Here is a 20,529-nt window from a genome sequence, read left to right on the forward strand (position 1 = left end):
ACGGATGGCAGTATTCCCTGCCGGAATGATCACCTGTCTATATCGGCCAGCACATAATCCATGGCGCCGAGTATGGAGAGCAGGTCCGCCACTGTGTACCCGCGGCTGATGTACGGTATCATCTGCATATGGGCGAACGATGGCGTGCGCACCCTTACCCGGTAAGGGGATGTATTGCCGTCGCTCGTGAGATAGTAGCTGTTCCAGCCCTTGGTGGCTTCCGTGACGATCATCGCTTCGCCGCCGGGGATCACCGGCCCCCAGCTCACGTGCAGGAAGTGATGGATCAGCGTTTCAATGTCTTTCATCGTCATTTCTTTCAGCGGAGGGGTAGCCAGCGGATGGTCCGATTTGTACGGGCCGGCGGGCATATTGTCCAGGCACTGTTCTATGATGCGGAGGCTCTGCCACATTTCATTGACGCGCACCACGGCCCTGTCGTAACAATCGCCGTTCTGCGCAATGGGGATATCAAACTCATAATTTTCATACCCGCTGTAAGGCCGTTTTTTCCGCATATCCCACTCCATGCCACAGGCCCGCAGGTTGGGCCCGGTAGCACCCCAGTCTATCGCTTCTTCCTGTGTGAATACGCCGATGCCTACGGTACGTGCTTTGAACAGCGCGTTGCGCATTACCATCTTGTCGTATTCTTTGAGTTTTTTCGGGAAGTAATTCACGAATTCACGCACCAGTTTATCCCATCCATTGGGCAGGTCCTGGGCCACGCCGCCGATGCGGAACCAGTTCGGGTGCATACGCCCGCCGCATACGGCTTCTATGATGTTGAATATCTTTTCACGGTCCGTGAACATGTAGAACACCGGCGACAGCTGCCCCACGTCCTGCGCAAAAGTACCGTACCATACCAGGTGACTGGCAATGCGGAACAGCTCGCACAACATCACGCGGATCACTTCGGCGCGTTCCGGGATGCGGATGCCTGCGAGTTTTTCTACTGACAGTAAATATGCAAGATTGTTGTTGACGCCGCCGAGGTAGTCTATGCGGTCTGTGTAGGGGATGTAGGTGTGCCAGCTTTGCCGTTCGCCCATCTTTTCAGCACCGCGGTGGTGAAATCCGATGTCGGGAACGGCGTCCACAATGTCTTCCCCGTCGAGTTGAAGGATGATGCGGAGAACGCCGTGGGTGCCCGGGTGTTGCGGGCCGATATTGAGAAACATGTAATCTGAATCTTCACTGTGCCGTTTGAGCCCCCATTCCTCCGGGCTGAATTGCAGCGCTTCCTGTTCCCTGTCTTCTTTTGCCGCAAACAGCCGGAAGGGGCCCATCTCCGTAGCACGGGCCGGATGCTCCTTCCGGAGGGGATGACCCTCCCAGGTCACAGGCATGAGGATGCGTTTCAGGAGAGGATGACCGTCGAAGCGGATACCGAACATGTCGTACACTTCTCTTTCGTACCAGTTGGCGGCGGGCCAGATGTGCGTGCAGCTCGGTGTGTTGGGGAATTCTCCGCGAAGGGCTACTTTCAGTCTTACGAATGCATTACGCTCAAATGAAAACAGGTGGTAAACGAGGGTGAATTCACAGGTGCCGTTGTACTTACTTTTACAGGCACGCTCGTCGATGGCCGTGAGGTCATAGAGCATGCGAAAAGGTTGTTCCGCATCACTGCGGAGGTATTCCAGTACGGCAATAATTTTCCCTTGTGGCGTCCAGATAGTGGGCGTCTCATCCCGGGTGAGCTGTTCGTGGAAGATATTCTCACCGAACCGGGAGCAGAGGGCAGAAAAGATGCTAGCTGGCATGATTACATTTTTGATTGTATCAATGCGCCATGGTGCTTAGCTTTTCCTAGCTTGTGGGTCCCTTGCTTTTAATGAGCTGGTATTGTATCAGATTTTGTATCAGTCGTACGTTATATTTTTTCTTCAGGCTCCTGTATCCTTACGATGGATTCCTGTTCCACCACCAGGTAAGGTTTCGCGGCTTTCGGCGCGGGAGCTTTGTGTTTGTGCGCCAGGAATTTGGTCCTGAACTTTTCGGAAGCCCTCCGCGTGATGGACTTGCCGTGGCCGAAGCAGGCAATGTCAAAGTCGAAGGTAGACAGCTTTTCGAGACTGTGTTCGGCTTCCGTGAAGTTTTCGTAGAAGCAGCTGTAACTCAGTCCAAACAGGTTATCAGCGGCATCCGCGGCAAACAGCACATTTTTCCGCCCGGGCATAAAGAAGGCCAGCTGGCCGGCGCTATGGCCCGGAACGTGGATGGCGTGCAGGCCACCCGCCACAGGCAGCCAGTCCCCATCCTGCAACAGCACATCCACCTTTGTGGACGGGATGTAACCTGGAGCATTTTTGATGAACAGGTTGTACATCATTTTATTTACAAGACTTGTGAAATAAGGCACGGGCGGTTTAGCCACGAATCCTTTTTCCACGTTCAGTTTCTCCGCAGGATGCATATACACTTTTGCACCGGTGATCACCTTCAGCTGGGCCGCGCTGCCCGCATGATCCGGGTGACTGTGGGTGAGCAGGATATGCTTCAGCTCTTCTGGCTGACGGCCTATTTCCCTGATCATTTCTATGATCTGCCCGGTACTGTCCGGCACCCCCGTGTCTATCAACGTGAGCTTTTCATCCTCAACCAGGAAAGCGTTCACTTTCCCGAGTTGCAGCTCATACACATTTTCTGTGATCCGCCTGATACTCATCCGTACATGATTTTATATAGATCCCGGGGAGAAGTCTTATCCCGTCCGGCGTTTTTAAACCCATTCTGTATAGTGCTCCGGTTTGAATCGTATCTCTCCGGCGTTTACAATCAATTTAGTGCTCCCGGCTGAAACTATATTTCATCCGGTGTTTTAAATTCTGTCATCTGCTGGCGTTTCTCACGGTTCAGGTCTCTCTGCGATATCTTTTCGGGTTTGATGACGCCCTGGTCCCCGATCGTCCAGCTGAGGGGGCGCTTTTCTTTGCCAACGGACTGCTGCAGCAGCACCAGCCCATGCATAAAGGCGTCCGGCCTGGGAGGGCAGCCCGGCACGTATACGTCTACGGGCAGAAATTTATCCACGCCCTGCACCACGCTGTAAATATCATACATCCCGCCTGAATTTGCACATGATCCCATAGAAATTACCCAGCGGGGCTCCATCATTTGTTCATACAGGCGCTGAATAATGGGCGCCATTTTGATAAACACCGTTCCGGCGATGATCATCACATCCGCTTCGCGGGGCGTGCCGCGGATCACTTCCGCGCCAAAACGGGCCAGATCATACTTGGGCGTCATGCCCGTGGCCATTTCCACGAAACAGCAGCTGAGGCCGAAGTGAAAAGGCCACATGGAATTCTTACGCCCCCAGGCTACGAGCCGCTCCACGGAGGTAAGCATCACGGCCTGGCTCACGGATTCCTCCATGGAATAGTTGCCTGCCTTCTGAGTGGCGGCATCCTTTGGTTCAGTTAACCACCACTTCATGTTCGATCGTTTTAGGTTGAATCGTCTTGGCAGCTTCTTTATCTGTTTCTTTCCGCATTTTATGATAAGCCTTCAGTATCTTTTTCCCGTCCGGCCCAAAATCAAGCGCGCCGTTGCGCCACTCGTACACGAGCACGGCCAGTAATATAAAAATGAATACAGATACACCGATAAAACCCGCCCATCCAAGCTCGCCGAAGGCAATAGCCCATGACACTACGAACACCGTTTCGATGTCGAAGATCACAAACAACATGGCGACGAGGTAAAACTGGGAGGGGAATCTCAGGCGGGCGGAACCGGTGGACAGTACACCTGACTCATAAGCTTCGCCGGTGGAGCGGTCTTTATGGCGCTGGCCCAGGATGTAGGACAGACCCAGGATAGCCAGTACCAATACAAGCACAATACCGCCAAATACAAGAAAAGGCCAGGTCGGGTTCATGGTGATTGTTTTATAGTCGATCTGAATGATCCGGTACTAATTGAGCCGATTTGTTGTTTTTGTATGTCCATGCTGCGCTGCATCGCTCCGGATGCCGACGATAAAACAAAAAACAACGCTGGGTAACAGGGGCTGGCTGTGGATTAGATTGCCTTGCTAGTGGTGAGTGCCGTTAATGTAACATTCGAGGTTTTCAATAATGTGCTTCTGCTCGTCCATAATGTATTTCACAACGTCCCCGATGGAAATAACGCCGATCAGCCTGCCGCCATCGTCTACTACGGGCAGATGACGGATTCTTTTATCTGTCATCTTACACATGCAGTTTTCAATGGTTTCGTCTTCAGTAACAGTAATAGGATGTTCCGTCATAATCTCGCGAATGGTTGTTTCCTTGGAGGCACGGCCTTTCAGGATCACCCTGCGGGCGTAATCCCGCTCGGAGAATATACCTAAGAACCTGTCTTTGTCTAATACTACAAGGGCTCCCACGTTTTTGTCCACCAGCACTTTCAGGGCTTCATAAACGGTGCTGTCTGGATGTACGGAGTATACTGCGTGACCTTTGCCCACCAAGATATTTCTGACTCTGCCCATGGTAAGCTGATTTTAACGTGAAACAATACGATGTGCGAAAAACCTACTTTAAGTTAACTGTTTTTTTCTGCAAAATCAAAAAGTAAAAGGAAAAAAGAATCCCACATTCCTGCGTTCATCTCTTTTCCTTTTATCTGATAATGATCTATACGTTATGTTTTTTCCACGTTTGTTAGCACACGCTGCTCATGGCAATGCAGTGCCCAAACGGCTTTGCTGCTATTCCATCTCCTTATGGCCGGAAACAGCTGCTCCCTCCGTCTGGTGAAGGTCGAATACCTTAATGTCGTTCTCCCCTGTTTTCAGCCAGCTGGCGGGGCAATACAGCCGTTTCTGCGGCCCTATCTCCCAATAACGGCCCAGGTTATGCCCGTTCACCCACACAATGCCTTTTTTGAACCCGCTCATATCTATAAATGTATCGCCGGTTTTCTCCAGGCTGAATTTCCCCGCGAAGAACTGCCCGGGCTTGCCCGCTTCGGCTTTGGACGACTGCAAATTTTTGATAAAGACTTCATCCATCGGCAGGCCGTATACTTCCCAGTTCATCAGCGTCATGCCGTTCAGCACCACACGGTCTGTAATGCCCTTGCGGTCTATCAGGAACTGCGCAAAGTTGATGCGGCCCATGCCTTCCACCACTATTTCCAGCACGGGATCTTTTACGTCGCTCTTCGGTATATCGATCGTGCGCTCGCCCAGCCTTCTGTCCAGCTTGCCTACATATTGGCCGTTGAGATAAACGGTGGCGTAATCGTGCAGTTCGGTGATGGTGAGTTTGCCGCTTTTATGACCGATGAGTTTTGTTTTGTACACCATAAACCCGTAATCCTGTCCGTATGCCTCAAATGGTTTGGGTTGCACGGAGGCCACAGGCGCCGGGAGATGTTCCCAGATACTGGAATAAGCCGCCAGCTTTACTTCCGGAAAAACGATCGTCGGGATGGCTGAGGGTATTTTGGGCAGTTTTTGTTTTTTTGGAAGATATGAACCGATCAACTGGCGAAGAGCGTTGTATTTCGCGGTGGTATCGCCATTTTCGTTGATGGGCGCATCGTAATCGTAACTGGTCAGGTCCGGCTCGTATCCGCCTTTACCGCCGGAGTTCGCGCCGGCGGTATAACCGAAGTTCGTACCACCGTGGATCACGTACAGGTTAAAGGATTTTTTATGGTCCATCAGGTATTTCACTTCATCCACGATGCCTTTTATACCGGGTCTTGCCCATTTTTCACCCCAATGCGTCAGCCAGCCGGGATAAGACTCGCTGCTAAAGGAGGGTACATCCGGGTTCTGGCGCGTGGCGGCGGCAAATGCCTCGTCCGACCCACCGGAATCAAGACCGATGGCGGCGCCTGGAATAGAGCCCGCATCCAACATATAGGCCGTAGGGCCGTCGGCTGTATAATAAGGCACTACTATGCCGTTCTGGTCCCAGAGTTCTTTCAGGCGCAGCAGGTAGTTTTTATCGTTGCCAAAACTGCCATATTCATTTTCCACCTGCACCATCAGGATGGGCCCGCCTTTGGTCACCTGGAGGTCTTTCACCTGCGCGGCCAGCGCTTTTACATAACGCTCTACCGCCGCCATGTAGCGCGGATCCATGCAGCGCACCTTGATGTCCGGTATACGCAGCAGGTACGGCGGCAGTCCACCGAACTCCCATTCGGCGCATACATACGGGCCGGGGCGGAACAATACCCACATATTTTCTTCCTGGCAGATGCGCACAAATTCCGCGATATCACGATTGTCCGACGTAAAATCGAAAGTGCCTTCGGTCTGCTCATGATAGTTCCAGAAAACGTAAGCGGCGATGGTGTTGCAGCCCATGGCTTTGGCCATCTGGATGCGGTGGCGCCAGTATTCCTTCGGAATGCGCGCGGGATGCATTTCCCCGCTGATGATCTGGTATGGTTTCCCGTCGAGCAGGAACTCGGATTTGCCGAGCGCAAATACATGCGGCTTTTTATCCGCCTGGGCCTGCGCCATCCAGCAGGAAAGCGCCAGGCATCCGGTTAAGAGTAGCTTCTTCATTATGTAAAATAGACGTGAGTAACTGAAAATCAGCCGTAAACCTAATGAATGATTCGCTATTAACTGATACTTTTTTAATCATTCCGGGTGTGGAATTCACCTTTAATGATATAAATTTATCAGCATACATTCCCGAAAACCGCGCCCGGCCGCAATTATTATTTCCCGATCTCCACGTTCACCGCATTCAGCAAAGACTTTGCATCCCTGCTATCCTGTGTAAGTTCCCAGATCATCACACCGGCGGCTTTATTGCTCATGGCAAAGGCCACTTTTTGCCTGATCGTGCCCAGGCCGTTGTAATAGATCTTCCCGCCGCCGGTCACCATCACTTCATCCGCGTTTTCCGCGCCGGGGTATTGCACAATGAGTTCATTATACCGGATGCTGGAAGGCGCATTGGCCCCAAACCCGTACCCGTAGAAAGGCAGGCCCACCAGCAGTTTTTCAGCCGCTACTTTACGCGTACCGTTAAAATAATTGAAATCGCTTACAGCCATTTCGTACGGAGAATGCGGGCCGGGCCTGCCGGTATCCCAGGGGCCGGTTTTGTCGTAGCTCATGATATTGATAAAGTCATAACTCAGCATGGTGGCATCGGGGATCTTATTGGCGTTCCAGGAAGCGAGCGCGGCCGTCATGAGTTTCTTGCGGGCGGTGAGCGCTGTGCGCAGCTCAGCCACAAAAGCGGGATAGTCCCCGTTGATCAGTTCGTTCTCCAGGTCCACATCCACCCCGTCGAAACCATGCTGCTCCACCAGCGCCAGGATGCCGGTCACAAACGCGGTCCTTTTGGCGGGTTTGATCAGTTCCGCGAGATAAGCGGGCGCTCCGCCGCCGCCGATGGACATATATACCCTTACCTTTCCGGCGTGCGCTTTGTCCACCACCTGTTTCACAGCGGGATTGATGTTAAAACTTCCGTCTGCCGCAGGGTTCAGGAAAGCGAGGTTCAGATCGGTGATCTTCGTAAGGTCGATGGAATTGACGGCGGTATGCCAGTCGTTGCTGCTCATGAGATAACCGAGCACGCGGAAAGTTGTTTGTTTTTCATCCTGTGGTTCCGCGCTGGTTTTCTTTTTACAGGCGAGGGAAATGGCGGCTAAAAACACTATGTACGCTGCCAGCAGTAATTGTTTCATAAGAAAATAAAATGATGATGACCAATAATCATACGGCGCTGCATCCCGCGGTGGCGCGGCAAGGCGGTAATGACGATAAAAAAAGGATTATTGGTTAATGAGAGCAGCGTGAAGATAAAACAACCGTTTTATATATCCAACAAATACCCGCATACAAAAAAGGGCATACTAATGTATGCCCTCTGCGATCCTTATGGCAATATATCCCCTGTCAGGGATTCGTTGAGAAATAGTCTATGCGGAATGTCCAGTAAGTAGGCGCCGGATTATATTCGGTGATCACATACCGGCTCACCAGACTGCCGTCGCCGGTGTACTCGCTGGTCCGCTGCCATCCCTGCGGCCCCTCTCCTGTCCAGTTGTTGCGGGAAAGCAACGGAGGGCTGCCGTAGTCCATCGGAAGACGGAAAGCCAGCCCGTGGCTCAGGCTCATCAGCCTTTCCAATGCAATGGAATTATCGTACTGCCCGTATACCGGTATCTGGATGTTCCCCTGGTAAATGATGTCCCTGAAATTTTGCCCGGCAAACACATATCGCGCGGTATCCGGCAATCCGTGAATATTGCGGGCGATCTCCAAGACGGTATCCGGCCTGTACAGGTACCTGACCGAGCCGCTGAGGTACAGCGAGTCCCTGTTCGGATAACTGCTGTACCAGACTTCCATCTGCGAGGGCAGCGTATCATTGCCGGGATAGATAAATTTCCGGCGGGCGTTCACGCTGGGAAATGCGGGAAGATAGTTGTCCGACTGCGTCATCCGGCGGTTTGCATCATACAGCAGCGAATCTTTGGATTCAAACCGCAGTTGGAGGGTATCACCGTTCGCTGTATAAACGTAGCGGCTAACGGGCTTAAAATGACTGTTATAATGCAATTCATACACCTGCTTCAGAAAATGTTGGGCCGGCTCTCCCGGCAGCGGGTTCGGTGAACCGCTTCTCCTTACTATCGTTATTTTACTGACAAGCCATTGCGGCTTTGCCGGAACGGGCGGCTCTTCAGGGCCGGGGTCTTTGATGCAGCCAGCCAGCAGGAGGATGCAAAGGAAGCTAAAACAGGAGGCGGTTTTCATAAAGGGGTGGTTTAAATACACTTAAAGTTACCTGTAAACCTCCTGAATATTATTACTTGATCAAGTAATCAATGGCTACTTTCAACGGTTAGGATTTACTTATTCGGGTATCCCTGCCCCTAAAGCTTACGCCCTTGACACATGTAATAACCCGGTGTTATTTAATATCAATTCACCTTCCACATTACCAGCAAAATATTACCGGCCTCCAACCAGGCGAATACCTCAACGGTATTGTTTTTCATCCGGCTGACGGGCAGCTGTACGATTCTCCAGGGCTTTCACCCTTTCCTCCAGCGCTTCATTCCTTTTGCGCTCCTCGATGAGGTACAGCGTCAGCTCTTCTACCTTTTGAAGCAGCTTTGCCTGCATATCACCTACATCCAGCCCTGCGGATTTTACTTCTTCCGCTGAAGGAATAGCGGGCAGATGATGATGGGTTTTTATGTAAGCATCCAGCTCAGCAAGGGTAGGAAGCTGGTAATCTTTCTGAAATACATGGTCTGCCCAGGTTTCCTGGGTAACTTTTATTTTGCGGGCGCTCATGACGCCGTGCACGGACAGTTTGTAGGCAGACTGGGCATTTCCCCCAATCCCCATGTTGGCATTGGCGTCGATCATCACCGCATTTTTATTATTGCCGTAGATGTCAATTAGGTTCATGTAGATGAACTGATCCAGCAGCCGGATGTAGGAACTACCACGTTGCGTTATTTTACGGGTTATACCCCCTGGCCCGTTGTAGGCGTTATTGCCGATGCCCACCCCTGAATAGGAAACACCCGGCTCGCTGGCCCAGAGATACATGTTGGCACCCTGTAGAGGGTTGCCGGTCTCAACCCATTTCAGCTCCATGCGGGTAGTGGTGTGGGGGCCGGATATACTCAACATTTCAGGAGGATTAGTGCCCGCTCCTATGCTTGCATTACCGATAGACGGGAAATGGTTCTGTGCAAAGGTTGAAATAGAAAAAAAAAGCTGGATCAGCAAAATGGAAAACATTTTCATGGGTATAAAGATTAGTTTTTTGTAGGAGGTCAAGATAGCTAAATTTCTGAATTGTCCAGCTTTGCCGGATTGCGTACTTTCGTAAAACACCAGCCCCGACAATTTATTTTATGGGAAAAGATATGTTCAAGAGTATTCTCACCCGGCTTCTCTCCTCCGCCGGCGTTACAGTGAACGGAACCGAACCATGGGACATTACCGTACACCATGAAGACTTCTACCGCAAAACATTGACCGAAGGCTCCCTGGGCCTTGGAGAAGCGTATATGTCGCAGTGGTGGGACTGCCCCGAGCCGGACGAATTCGTTACCCGCATCCTGCGCAACAACCTGGCCCAACAGCTGAAGCCCAGTCTCAAACTGAAAATGGACGTGCTCCTCTCCCGCCTGTTCAACCGCCAGCAGCCCGCTGCCGCTTACCGCAACGGCAGCCGGCATTACGACATCGGCAACGACCTGTTTGTACTGATGCTGGACAAACGTATGACCTATACCTGCGGGTTCTGGAACAATGCTCGTACGCTCAACGAAGCGCAGGAAAACAAACTGGACCTTACCTGCCGCAAACTGAAACTAAGGCCCGGAATGCATGTGCTGGACATCGGCTGCGGATGGGGCAGCTTCGGGAAGTTTGCCACGGAAAACTATGGCGTGAAAGTGACCGGCATCACCATTTCAAAAGAACAGGCCGAGCTGGGCCGCAAAATATGCAAAGGTCTGCCAGTGGATATCCGCATCATGGATTACCGCTCACTACGCGAACGGTTCGACGCGGTAGTATCCATCGGGATGTTCGAACATGTGGGTTACAAAAATTACAGCACGTATATGAAAACGGTGCACAGCTGCCTGAAAGAAGACGGCCTGTTCCTGCTGCATACCATCGGCGCAAACCGCACCTCCACCCTCACCGATCCCTGGATCAACAAATACATTTTCCCGAATTCGCTCATCCCCTCCATCCGCCAGATCGGCGAAGCCATAGACGGATTGTTCGTGATGGAACACTGGGAGAATTTCAGCGTGGATTATGATAAAACGCTGATGGCCTGGTATGACAACATCTCGTCCAACTGGGATCGGCTGAAAGGCAAATACGACCCGGTGTTTTTCAGGATGTGGAAATATTACCTGCTTTCCTGCGCCGGGGCATTCCGCTCCCGGAGCAACCAGCTGTGGCAGGTGGTGCTTTCCAAAAGCGGGGTACCGGGCGGTTACCAGTTCGCCCGATAAAGGATCAGGTCAGCAATTGTTCAAAGAACCCTCCGATCTTTTTTTCCCTGTCCACAAAATGAATTTCGAGTATCCATTCCCGTTTGTTGCCGTTGGCATCCGGGAGGAACATATCGTTCGGGTTGCCGGGGTGCACATAGAGACCGTAGTTGCCCGGCTCCAGGCGCTCGTGCGGGAACTCGCCGATAAGGTGCCCAGCCAGTTCCCCGCCGAATTCCCAGCCGTATTTCCCCGCGAGATCATTCACATATTCAAAATATGCCGCGCCGGTGAGCGAGGTATGCCGGTGATACCATTCCTTCGCTTCGTACCAGGCAGACTCAATATCTTTACAGAGCTTATGCCGCGCGGGATCGTTGCCGATCACGTAAGTTCTCCCGAAGTCCGCCTCCCAGTCCTCCACGATAGGCCCGAAATCGAAGAAGAGGATATCTTCCGCCTGCAATACAAGATCAGGCGGGTTTTCATCATACGGGAGCAATGTATTTTCACCCGCGCGTACAATCCGTTTATGCCAGTATTTCTGGATGCCGAACATTTCTTCGGCCAGCTGGAATACTTCGTTGTTGAGGACTTTTTCGGTTTTACCGGGTACGATCAGGCCACGGTCCTCCACGGCTTTGAATAACTGTGAAGCGATGTTTTCCGCTTCCATCAATTTCTGTTTCTGTGCCAGCATATATTGAGTTGTCAGGGTAGGTGTTAAAGTTAATATATCCCCGGATGCTCTCCAAAATGCACAAAAAAAGGAGCGCATGGCGCGCCCCTTTACAAACAGTTCTAAATGCCATCAGTTAGGCGCGGTACCGTCCTTGTATACCTTTACATTCCTCCACTGTACAGTGGCTGTACCGGTGGTGAGCGTGCCGTAATTACCGTATTTCATGTAATTGGTCACCGCCTCATTGTCCGCGATGTCCGCTTTTTTTACGCCGTTCACATAGATCTTGATTCGGTTCCCCACGTTCTCCTGGAGATGGATCACATTGATCTTCAGCTCCTGGCCGTAACAATTGGTGGCCAGCGTTTGCCCGCCGCCTGTAATGGAGCCGCCGTTTGCGGAATAACCGCGGATCATCAATTGTGTGGCGCCGCTCGTGCTGCCGAAGATCTGCATCAGCGATTCATCATTCAGCGGGGCGCTGAACTTTACATACCCTTCAAACTGGCGGCTGCCGGAAGAATATTCGTTTTGCAACCTGATCTCGGAGCGGTTTGTCTGCGTGTTCAGCAGGCGGAAGGTTTCCGTCCCGCTCTCATACCTGTAATCCGCGCAAATGGGATTGCCCACGGATTTGTAACTGGTCCAGTTGAAAGTTTGCAGGCCGGCCTGGTCATCGAGGTGGATCTTTTTGGTGGGGGAATACTCCGTCCAGCCGCTGCCGAGGACTGATGATACCATCGGGGCGTTAGTGTCTTCAATTTGCCGGTTGCCGCCCCCGCCTCCTTCGGAATCATTGGGCGCAATGTCCTTTTTGCAGGCATACGCAAGGGGGGCGAAAATACAGATCAGTAACAGGGTTTGTTTGGGCCAGGGCATAGCTACGCCACGGCGGATTTTCATAACGTGTTTCATTTTGGTTTGATTTGTCAGTTAACAATAAAAGAAAAAACGTGAGTAGACGGGAGGGAAATGAAACGGGTAACAGTTGATATATGATGAATTTAACGGATAATTGCCAGAATGCAAAACCGTTTTTGCCAAGGCGGCACAAGTGGTGAATATCCTATCGTGATCTGCAAAAATAATATAACCCCGGGCCTTGCCTCCTGTACGCACTATATACAAACCGCCGGAGGAGTGCTCCCCCGGCGGTTTGTATCAAATACGCCTGTGTTTATCAGATATTGTTTTTCTTCAGTTCGCTCACCGCATAGTCCGCCGCGCGGGCCGTCAGCGCCATGTAAGTGATGGACGGGTTCTGGCAGGCTGAGGAGGTCATACACGCGCCGTCTGAGATGAACACGTTCTTCACGGCATGCATCTGGTTAAAACCGTTGAGCACACTCGTTTTCGGATCGCGGCCCATACGTGCCGTACCCATTTCGTGAATACAATGGCCCGGAGGCGGCATTTCATCTCCCCCGCCTACGTTTGTAAGACCGGCCGCTTCCAGCATTTCCTTCGCGCTTTCCAGCATGTCTTTACGCATGGCCAGCTCATTCTCACGGAAGTTGCAGTCGATGTCCAGCGTGGGCAGGCCGTACACGTCTTTTTTATCTTTGTTGAGTTTCGCGGTATTGTCCTGGTAAGGCAGGTGCTCGCCCCATGCGCCGATCCACATACCCCAGTTGCCGGCTTCTGCCTGGGATTCTTTCAGCTCAATGCCGATACCGTCCCAGCCGGTGCCACGCCCGCGGGAAGCACCGCCCTGGTAGCCGAAGCCGCGTACATAATCGGCCCGTTTGGTACCTTCGTTGATATTGCGGAAGCGTGGGATATAAATACCGTTTGCCCTGCGGCCGTATACGTACTGATCCTGGAATCCTTCAAAGGAGCCGCCCGCGCCCACACCGAAGTGATGGTCCATCAGGTTGCGGCCCACCTGGTCGCTGTCGTTGCCAAGGCCTGTAGGGAACCGGTTGGATACGGAATTGAGCAAAATGGCCGTGGTGCCTAAAGTAGACGCGTTGATGAACACGATCTTTGCAAAGTATTCCATCACTTCTTTTGTTTCCGAATCCATAATGCGCACGCCCTTGGCTTTTTGCGTGCTCTCGTCATAGATCACTTCCAGTACTATGGAGTGCGGTCTTAATGTGAGATTGCCGGTTTTATTCGCGGCGGGCAGCGTCACGCCGTTGCTGCTGAAGTAGCCGGTGAACGGGCATCCGCGCGCGCATAGGTCACGGTACTGGCAGGGGCCGCGGCCGTTGTGTTCTTTGGTTACATGCGCCACCCGGCCGATGGTCATGATGCGGTCTTTGTATTTTTCTTTGATCCTTCCGGCCACATGTTTTTCCAGGCAATTCATTTCCATTGGCGGCAGGAACTCCCCGTCCGGCAACTGCGGCAAACCTTCCGCCTGCCCGCTGATGCCCGCGAACTTCTCCACGTAGCTGTACCAGGGCGCAATGTCTTTGTAACGGATAGGCCAGTCCACGCCGTGCCCGTCCCTGGCGTTTGCTTCAAAGTCTATATCGCTCCAGCGGTACACCTGCCGGCCCCACATGAGCGAGCGGCCGCCTACGTGATAACCGCGCAGCCAGTTGAACGGCTTTATTTCGTTGTAAGGATTTTCTTTATCGTTCACCCAGAAATGCTGCGTGGCTTCGTCGAATGCGTAGCAGCGGCTCTGGATGGGATGGTTCTCTTTCATTTCGTGTGAATGCCAGCCCCGGTATTTGTAGCTCCAGGGGTCCCAGTTGGCCGTGGTGTAATCCTTGACGTGCTCTACATTACGGCCTCTTTCGAGTACGATGGTCTTCAGGCCTTTTTCGCACAGTTCTTTGGCGGCCCAACCTCCGCTGATGCCGGAGCCTACCACGATGGCGTCATAGGTATGTTCCTGGGTTGCTTTGATGTTCAGATTCATGTAGCGTGGGTTTAAAGATGCATATTAATAATATCGGGCGGCCCTGTTGGCTGGCCCGTGCCTGGCATGTCAGACTTCCTCTTTTAAGCAGGAAGAGCCGCTCATTGAGGCGGCTCTTCCATGAAAATGTATCTTTTTATCCGGATGATCAGATATTGCCTTTTTTCAGTTCTTTCACCGCATAGTCCGCCGCTCTTGCAGTCAGCGCCATGTAAGTGAGCGAGGGGTTCACGCAGGACGCTGAGGTCATGGAAGCGCCGTCTGTCACGAACACGTTCGGTACGGAATGCACCTGGTTCCAGCCGTTCAGGATAGACGTTTTGGGATCGCGGCCCATACGCGCGGTGCCCATCTCATGGATGGCCATACCCGGCCATGAACCGTTGTCGTATGTCTTCACATTTTTGATGCCCGCCGCTTCCAGCATTTCTGCCGCATCGTTCATCATATCCTTGCGCATTTTCGCTTCGTTCTCTTTGAACTCCGCGTTAAAACGAAAGACAGGCTGGCCCCATGCGTCTTTCTGGCTGTTGTCCAGCGTTACGACGTTGTCTTCGTAAGGCAGGCACTCGCCAAAGCCGCCGATGCCCATGCTCCACTGGCCGGGTTCGGTAAGCATTTCTTTAAAGTCTTTACCCACGCCCATTTCCGCAATACCACGGCTCCAACCGCTGCGGCTTGCGCCGCCCTGGTAACCGAAACCACGGATGTAGTCGCGTTTGTCGCCGCCGATGTTCCGATAGCGGGGTATATACAGGCCGTTTGCACGGCGACCGTAGAAATATTTATCCTCGTACCCTTCTGCCACACCGGAAGCCCCGATCTTGAAGTGGTGATCCATGAGGTACTTGCCCAGCACACCGCTGTCGTTGCCCAAACCATTAGGGAAACGGTTGCTGATGGAGTTCATCAGCACAAAGGTGGAGCCGAGTGTGGAACCGTTCACGAAGATGATCTTCGCATGGTATTCCACCATTTCTTTGGTGTGTTTGTCTATCACGCGCACGCCGGTGGCTTTCTTTTTGCCTTCGTCGTAGATGATGCTGTTCACGATGGAATCAGGGCGGAGCGTAAGATTACCGGTAGCCACGGCTGCGGGCAGCGTGGATGATTGCGTGCTGAAATAGGCGCCGAAAGGACACCCCCTGCTGCACAGGTTCCTGTACTGGCAGTTCGTGCGGCCGGGCAATGGCTGCGTAATGTTCGCCACGCGGCCGATAGTGATCCTGCGGGCTTTAAAAGACTCTTCCACGCGTTTTTTCACGTCTTTCTCCACACAGTTCATCTCCATAGCCGGCATAAAGATGCTGTCCGGCAGGTGAGGCAGGTTCTCTACGGAACCGCTGATGCCCACGAACTTCTCTACGTATTCGTACCATGGTTTGATGTCTTTATAACGGATGGGCCAGTCTATAGCGATGCCGTCCTTGAGGTTGGCCTCAAAGTCAAGGTCGCTCCACCGGTAGCTCTGGCGGCCCCACATGATGGATTTGCCACCTACGATGTCCGGGCGGTACCAGTCAAAACGTTTGTCTTCCTTATAAGGGCTTTCGCTGTCGTTGATCCAGTATTTTTCGTTGTGTTCGCTGTAAGGATAGTCGCGGCTGAGCTTTTCATGGCTCTGGCGCTGGTCCTGTGTAATACGGCCGCGGTGTGCAAACTCCCAGGGGTCTTTATTCGCTGTTTCGTATTTGCCGTGCTCGAGGTTTTTACCACGGTCCAGCATCAGTACTTTCAGTCCTTTTTCAGTCAGCTCTTTGGCAGCCCATCCGCCGCTTACGCCCGATCCTATTACGATGGCGTCATACGTGTTCTGGTCCTGCGCTTTTATGTTCAGGTTCATTTGAGTTGGTGTTTAGTGGTTCGGAGAAACGGGTTAAGCCCAGGCTTTATCGCCTTTTTTGTAAGGCACGCAGCCTTCATACTTAGCCGGTACTTTGATGTAACGCAGAGCTTTGGTGGCGCCGGGCTCTGAAGTGAAATAACCCAGCAGGGTCAGCTCCTTCATGTACTGGAAGTAGTGGGTCGGATCGTCCTTTTTCTTGGCTTTATTGTAATCCACCCGTTCTTTGTCGATAGCCGTCAGCAGTTCGGTACGTTGTTCAGGCGTGATCTCCATGAAGTCTTTACCGGAGAATTTCTTTTTGCTCTCATCATTCACTTTGTTCAGACCGGCTTCAAATTCTTTCTGCGCCTTTTCGTCGTAACAATCGTTGATCATCAGAACAATGAAATCCTGCACATTCGCGGCTTTGGCGCCGGGACTGGTAGTTTCCGGGATGATGGTTTCGGCTATTTCAGCCAAAAGGGCCTTGGTTTCCGGTGTCTGTAGCGTTAAAGTAGCAGGCTTGGATTTACAACCCTCCAGAGCCGCTAACGTGGAAGCGGAAAGCGCGGTTCCCATAAGGATCGCGACATTCCTGATGGCATCTCTTCTGTTCATAATTAGTAAATTGATTTGACCTTAACGGTAAGTTTCGAAAAATTAACGAGATTTTCAAATAAAATAGTGCTATTGGCAATAATAAGGTGTAAAAATTACGCTAAGTTGAATTTACGGGACTTTCAGGGGGCTGAACGGTGGATTTTACCCCGCATGTACACCCCACCGATCCCCATGCTAAAAATCCACCACCGGCTAAATGGCCTTTGTATTATTTTACCCCTCCTCTCCCGGTGCTCTCCTATATCTCTCGTATAAGTATCCTATATCTATCGTATATGCTCAGCACTTTCGGTAATATGCTATCAAATAAAAAGAGCACCGCGGTTGCGATGCTCTTTTTTAATATTATTTTATCTGTGGTGATTAGTTACCATTCGCTGGTTTGGCGGCTGCGCTCTGCGCGATAGACGGCGCCTGCTGCGGGGTCGTATATACATATTTCCCCTGGCTGTTCACCAGCACTACCGGCAATTTACGATGTTTTTCAAAATAATCGTAAGCGGATTTCAGGTTGATCCAGAACTTCTGCGATTCATTGTCCGTCAGGGACACGCTGCCGAGATAGTCCATAGACCTGGAGTTGCCGAAACGCACCGGGAACACATGTACAGGAATAAAATCCTGCCCGTTGTTCTTGGCGTGAACGGCCATTACATATACTTCTTCAATAAATTCGTCTGTCAAAGGAATACAGCCGATGGTGAGACAGTTACCATGAATATAAATGTCACCGCCGGGCTTTTTCTGGTCGCTGAGGATCCTGTCTGAGAAGTTAGGGTAGTTGATACCCAGGGACAGGTGGAAGCTGCTGTTCGGGTTAAAATCGTTGATGTAATAGAATCCTTCCGGCACCTGGCGATCACCTTCCTTACGTTTAGGCCCCATCTTTCCGGAGAGGGAACATACGCGGTAGGTTTTGAGCAGGCTGAAAGTATCGGACACGCTGTTGCGCACCCATATCTCCAACTCGCTGTCCAGCTTGAAGGAACGGATGTACATCTGTTTGGCAGGGTACGCAATGCCTTTTTTCGCGAATTCCTTTTTAAGGGATTCTTCTTTTTCACGGAAAGCTTCTCCAACCCTTGGGAACATTTTCTGGTTCTCCAGGAAGGTCTGCTGTGCGTGAACATTCATAGCGCCCAGGAGGGATAAAATTCCAATTAATAACCGCTTCATACTTTTATAACTTTCCAAATTCATACCAGGAAATAATACGCCAGGTAGAACAATACAAATGCAAAAATAACATATATTATCGAACCGACCTTACGGTTGGCAAAGCGCAGCACATAATGGCGCTGGCCCGCGAAGATCAGATAGGCCGTCAGCAACTGTAGCAAACCGGCCAGGATAAATAAATACCCGAATAAGTCCCTTAAATCCATAAATATTAACGTCAAATATAAAGATTTAGTGGGTAAAAGGGGGTTAAATATGATAAATTTCTTATGAAACGGCTGTAAAAAACTGAACACCCACGCCGTTTTTTATTATTTTGTTAACCTTAAAAACAACCACATGCTGCTCCAAACCCTGTTCCTGGCGATGCTCGCCTTGCCCTCTCCCGCCCCCGCGGACACTTCCGGCTATAAAATGATCTGGAACGATGAATTTAACACAGATGGCGCTCCCGATCCCGGTAAATGGGATTATGAGCGGGGTTTTGTGCGCAACAACGAGCCGCAATGGTACCAGCCGGACAACGCCGTTTGCCGGAACGGTATGCTCGTGATCGAAGCCAGGAAAGAAAGGTTGAAAAACACGAATTACGACCCTTCCAGTAAAGCCTGGCAGCGCAACCGGGAATACGCGGAATATACTTCCACCAGCATGATCACCAAAGGCAAATTTGATTTCAAATACGGCAGGGTGGTGATGAAAGCGAAGATAGACGTTCGCAAAGGCATGTGGCCCGCGTTCTGGATGCTGGGCAGCAGCCGCGCCGCCGGTGGCTGGCCGGCCTGCGGCGAGGTGGACATCATGGAGTTCTACCGCGGCGACCTGCTGGCAAACTGGGCCTGGGAAGGCGATAACAAAGTAGCCTGGAACACCGGGAAATTCCCCGTTGCTTCCTGGGGCGGGGAACAATGGGCCAAAGACTTCCACGAGTGGGTGCTGGAATGGGATGAAAACAAAATGGATATCCTGCTGGACGGTAAGGTGATCAATTCCATGGACCTTACCCGGACCGTCAATCATAAAAAGGGGAACAATCCTTTCAGGGAGAATTTTTACCTGCTGGTGAACCTCGCGCTCGGCCAGGGCGGGGAAGAGATACCGGATGCACATATTCCCGCTCAGCTGGTGGTGGATTACATCAGGGTGTACCAGAAATAAAAACCGCCGGCCAGAAGACCAGCGGTGCCGAATTGATTTTGTTGTAACCTAATAGTAGTAGTAAAAAGATTTATAAATTCCCGCGCAGCGCCTGTTCTCTTTCTATCGATTCAAACAGCGCCTTGAAGTTGCCTTTCCCGAAGGATTTGGCGCCTTTGCGCTGGATGATCTCGAAGAACAGTGTAGGCCTGTCCTGCAGGGGTTTGGTAAAAATCTGAAGCAGGTAACCTTCCTCATCACGATCCACGAGTATGCCCAGCTCACGGAGCGGCGTTATGTCCTCGTCTATGTCCCCCACTCTCGCGGACAGGTCTTCGTAATAGGATGCAGGTACGGTAAGGAATTCAATACCGCGGTGCTGCAATTCTCCCACTGTGTGCACGATGTCGTTTGTAGCAATGGCGATATGCTGCACGCCAGGGCCGCCGTAGAAGTCGAGGTACTCCTCGATCTGCGATTTCTTTTTCCCTTCCGCCGGCTCATTGATCGGGAATTTGATACGACCGTTGCCGTTGCTCATCACCTTGCTCATAAGGGCGGAATATTCGGTGGAGATGTCCTTGTCGTCGAAAGAAACGAGGTTGTGAAAACCCATGGTACGGCCGTAAAAATCCACCCAGGTATTCATTTCGTTCCAGCCTACGTTGCCCACGCAATGGTCTACATATTGCAGGCCGGTGCTGGTGGGATTGTATTTGCTGTCCCATGTTTTAAACCCGGGAAGGAAAGGACCGTTGTAGTTTTTCCTTTCCACAAAAATGTGCACGGTCTCGCCGTAGGTATGGATACCGCTGCGTACTACTTCACCGAATTCATCTTTCTCGGTCACCGGCTCCAGGAAAGGCTTCGCCCCTCTTTTTACCGTCTCCTCGAAAGTTCTCCGCGCGTCGTCTACCCAGATGGCCAGTACCTTTACGCCGTCCCCATGATTGTCCACATGCATGGACATTTCATTGCCCGGGCGCAGCGGTGTGGTGAGCACAAAACGGAGTTTGTTCTGCACCAGTACATAAGATACGCGGTCTTTTACGCCGGTTTCAGGCCCGGCATATGCCAGTGATTGAAACCCGAAGGCTGTTTTGTAAAAGTGCGCGGCCTGTTTGGCATTGCCGACATAAAACTCCACGTAGTCCGTACCGAGCAAAGGCAGGAAATCCTGCTCTTCCTGCACCGGTATTGGTTTTACTGCTGCACTGTTCATAAAAAATGGATTGGTTTTAAAAAAGA

At 51.6% G+C, this 20,529-nt stretch carries 19 protein-coding genes; 2 read left to right on the top strand and 17 right to left on the bottom strand.

Going from position 1 to position 20,529, the window contains the following annotated elements:
- Positions 1-29 precede the first annotated feature (29 nt).
- From nuoC to EG028_RS02705, 9 genes are all read right to left on the bottom strand, one after another.
- The gene (gene nuoC, locus EG028_RS02665) at positions 30-1,769 is read right to left on the bottom strand and encodes an NADH-quinone oxidoreductase subunit C/D (RefSeq protein WP_120514494.1); all 1,740 of its coding nucleotides are present in this window, start codon (positions 1,767-1,769) and stop codon (positions 30-32) included.
- Between the two features lie 110 nt (positions 1,770-1,879).
- Positions 1,880-2,674 carry an MBL fold metallo-hydrolase gene (locus EG028_RS02670; protein WP_120514495.1) on the bottom strand — a complete coding sequence of 265 codons (795 nt, stop codon included), beginning with the start codon at positions 2,672-2,674 and terminating at the stop codon, positions 1,880-1,882.
- 134 nt (positions 2,675-2,808) lie between these two features.
- Positions 2,809-3,447, bottom strand: a complete 639-nt coding sequence (locus tag EG028_RS02675) for an NADH-quinone oxidoreductase subunit B (protein WP_120514496.1) — start codon at positions 3,445-3,447, stop codon at positions 2,809-2,811.
- Entirely contained in the window at positions 3,428-3,892 is a 465-nt protein-coding gene (locus EG028_RS02680) for an NADH-quinone oxidoreductase subunit A (protein ID WP_120514497.1), read from the bottom strand. Before EG028_RS02680 ends, EG028_RS02675 begins: the two co-directional genes overlap by 20 nt.
- 156 nt (positions 3,893-4,048) lie before the next feature.
- Complete coding sequence (locus EG028_RS02685; RefSeq protein WP_120514498.1) at positions 4,049-4,489, bottom strand: CBS domain-containing protein; 441 nt, start codon at positions 4,487-4,489, stop codon at positions 4,049-4,051.
- 219 nt (positions 4,490-4,708) lie between these two features.
- Positions 4,709-6,526, bottom strand: coding sequence for a glycoside hydrolase family 35 protein (locus tag EG028_RS02690; protein WP_120514499.1), 1,818 nt, complete (start codon positions 6,524-6,526; stop codon positions 4,709-4,711).
- A gap of 158 nt (positions 6,527-6,684) precedes the next feature.
- Positions 6,685-7,668 (bottom strand): glycosyl hydrolase family 18 protein, encoded by a 984-nt coding sequence (locus EG028_RS02695; protein ID WP_120514500.1) that lies wholly within the window; start codon positions 7,666-7,668, stop codon positions 6,685-6,687.
- Positions 7,669-7,879: 211 nt separating this feature from the next.
- A complete protein-coding gene (locus tag EG028_RS02700) occupies positions 7,880-8,743 on the bottom strand; it encodes a hypothetical protein (RefSeq protein ID WP_120514501.1) in 864 nt (287 codons plus the stop codon).
- Positions 8,744-8,968: 225 nt separating this feature from the next.
- Positions 8,969-9,634 (bottom strand): hypothetical protein, encoded by a 666-nt coding sequence (locus EG028_RS02705; RefSeq protein WP_123864529.1) that lies wholly within the window; start codon positions 9,632-9,634, stop codon positions 8,969-8,971.
- A 239-nt stretch (positions 9,635-9,873) separates the two neighbouring features.
- On the opposite strand from EG028_RS02705, the gene cfa reads away from it, so the two are divergent.
- Positions 9,874-10,983 (top strand): cyclopropane fatty acyl phospholipid synthase, encoded by a 1,110-nt coding sequence (gene cfa / locus EG028_RS02710; protein ID WP_206614338.1) that lies wholly within the window; start codon positions 9,874-9,876, stop codon positions 10,981-10,983.
- Positions 10,984-10,987: 4 nt separating this feature from the next.
- Here cfa and EG028_RS02715 read toward each other — a convergent pair whose 3' ends face one another.
- The 7 genes from EG028_RS02715 to EG028_RS02745 all read right to left on the bottom strand — a co-directional run bounded on the left by EG028_RS02715 (position 10,988) and on the right by EG028_RS02745 (position 18,350).
- The gene (locus tag EG028_RS02715) at positions 10,988-11,662 is read right to left on the bottom strand and encodes a M24 family metallopeptidase (protein ID WP_120514504.1); all 675 of its coding nucleotides are present in this window, start codon (positions 11,660-11,662) and stop codon (positions 10,988-10,990) included.
- 111 nt (positions 11,663-11,773) lie between these two features.
- Positions 11,774-12,547, bottom strand: a complete 774-nt coding sequence (locus tag EG028_RS02720; RefSeq protein ID WP_123864530.1) for a LamG domain-containing protein — start codon at positions 12,545-12,547, stop codon at positions 11,774-11,776.
- A gap of 277 nt (positions 12,548-12,824) precedes the next feature.
- Complete coding sequence (locus EG028_RS02725; protein ID WP_120514506.1) at positions 12,825-14,519, bottom strand: GMC oxidoreductase; 1,695 nt, start codon at positions 14,517-14,519, stop codon at positions 12,825-12,827.
- Positions 14,520-14,667: 148 nt separating this feature from the next.
- The gene (locus EG028_RS02730; protein WP_120514507.1) at positions 14,668-16,362 is read right to left on the bottom strand and encodes a GMC oxidoreductase; all 1,695 of its coding nucleotides are present in this window, start codon (positions 16,360-16,362) and stop codon (positions 14,668-14,670) included.
- Positions 16,363-16,395: 33 nt separating this feature from the next.
- A complete protein-coding gene (locus EG028_RS02735) occupies positions 16,396-16,962 on the bottom strand; it encodes a gluconate 2-dehydrogenase subunit 3 family protein (protein ID WP_120514508.1) in 567 nt (188 codons plus the stop codon).
- A gap of 366 nt (positions 16,963-17,328) precedes the next feature.
- Entirely contained in the window at positions 17,329-18,141 is an 813-nt protein-coding gene (locus EG028_RS02740; protein ID WP_120514619.1) for a L,D-transpeptidase family protein, read from the bottom strand.
- A 20-nt stretch (positions 18,142-18,161) separates the two neighbouring features.
- Positions 18,162-18,350: a hypothetical protein gene (locus EG028_RS02745; protein WP_120514509.1), complete on the bottom strand. Its 189-nt coding sequence runs from the start codon at positions 18,348-18,350 to the stop codon at positions 18,162-18,164.
- A gap of 133 nt (positions 18,351-18,483) precedes the next feature.
- Between EG028_RS02745 and EG028_RS02750 the strand changes: the two genes are divergently transcribed.
- Positions 18,484-19,302, top strand: coding sequence for a glycoside hydrolase family 16 protein (locus EG028_RS02750; RefSeq protein WP_120514510.1), 819 nt, complete (start codon positions 18,484-18,486; stop codon positions 19,300-19,302).
- A gap of 70 nt (positions 19,303-19,372) precedes the next feature.
- On the opposite strand, the gene hppD is transcribed toward EG028_RS02750, so the two are convergent.
- On the bottom strand, positions 19,373-20,503 hold the full coding sequence (gene hppD / locus EG028_RS02755) for a 4-hydroxyphenylpyruvate dioxygenase (protein WP_120514511.1): 1,131 nt from the start codon (positions 20,501-20,503) through the stop codon (positions 19,373-19,375).
- Between the last annotated feature and the right edge of the window lie 26 nt (positions 20,504-20,529).

Origin of the sequence: Chitinophaga barathri, from assembly GCF_003807585.1 — a bacterium.
In the GTDB taxonomy this organism is placed as follows: Bacteria; Bacteroidota; Bacteroidia; order Chitinophagales; family Chitinophagaceae; genus Chitinophaga; species Chitinophaga barathri.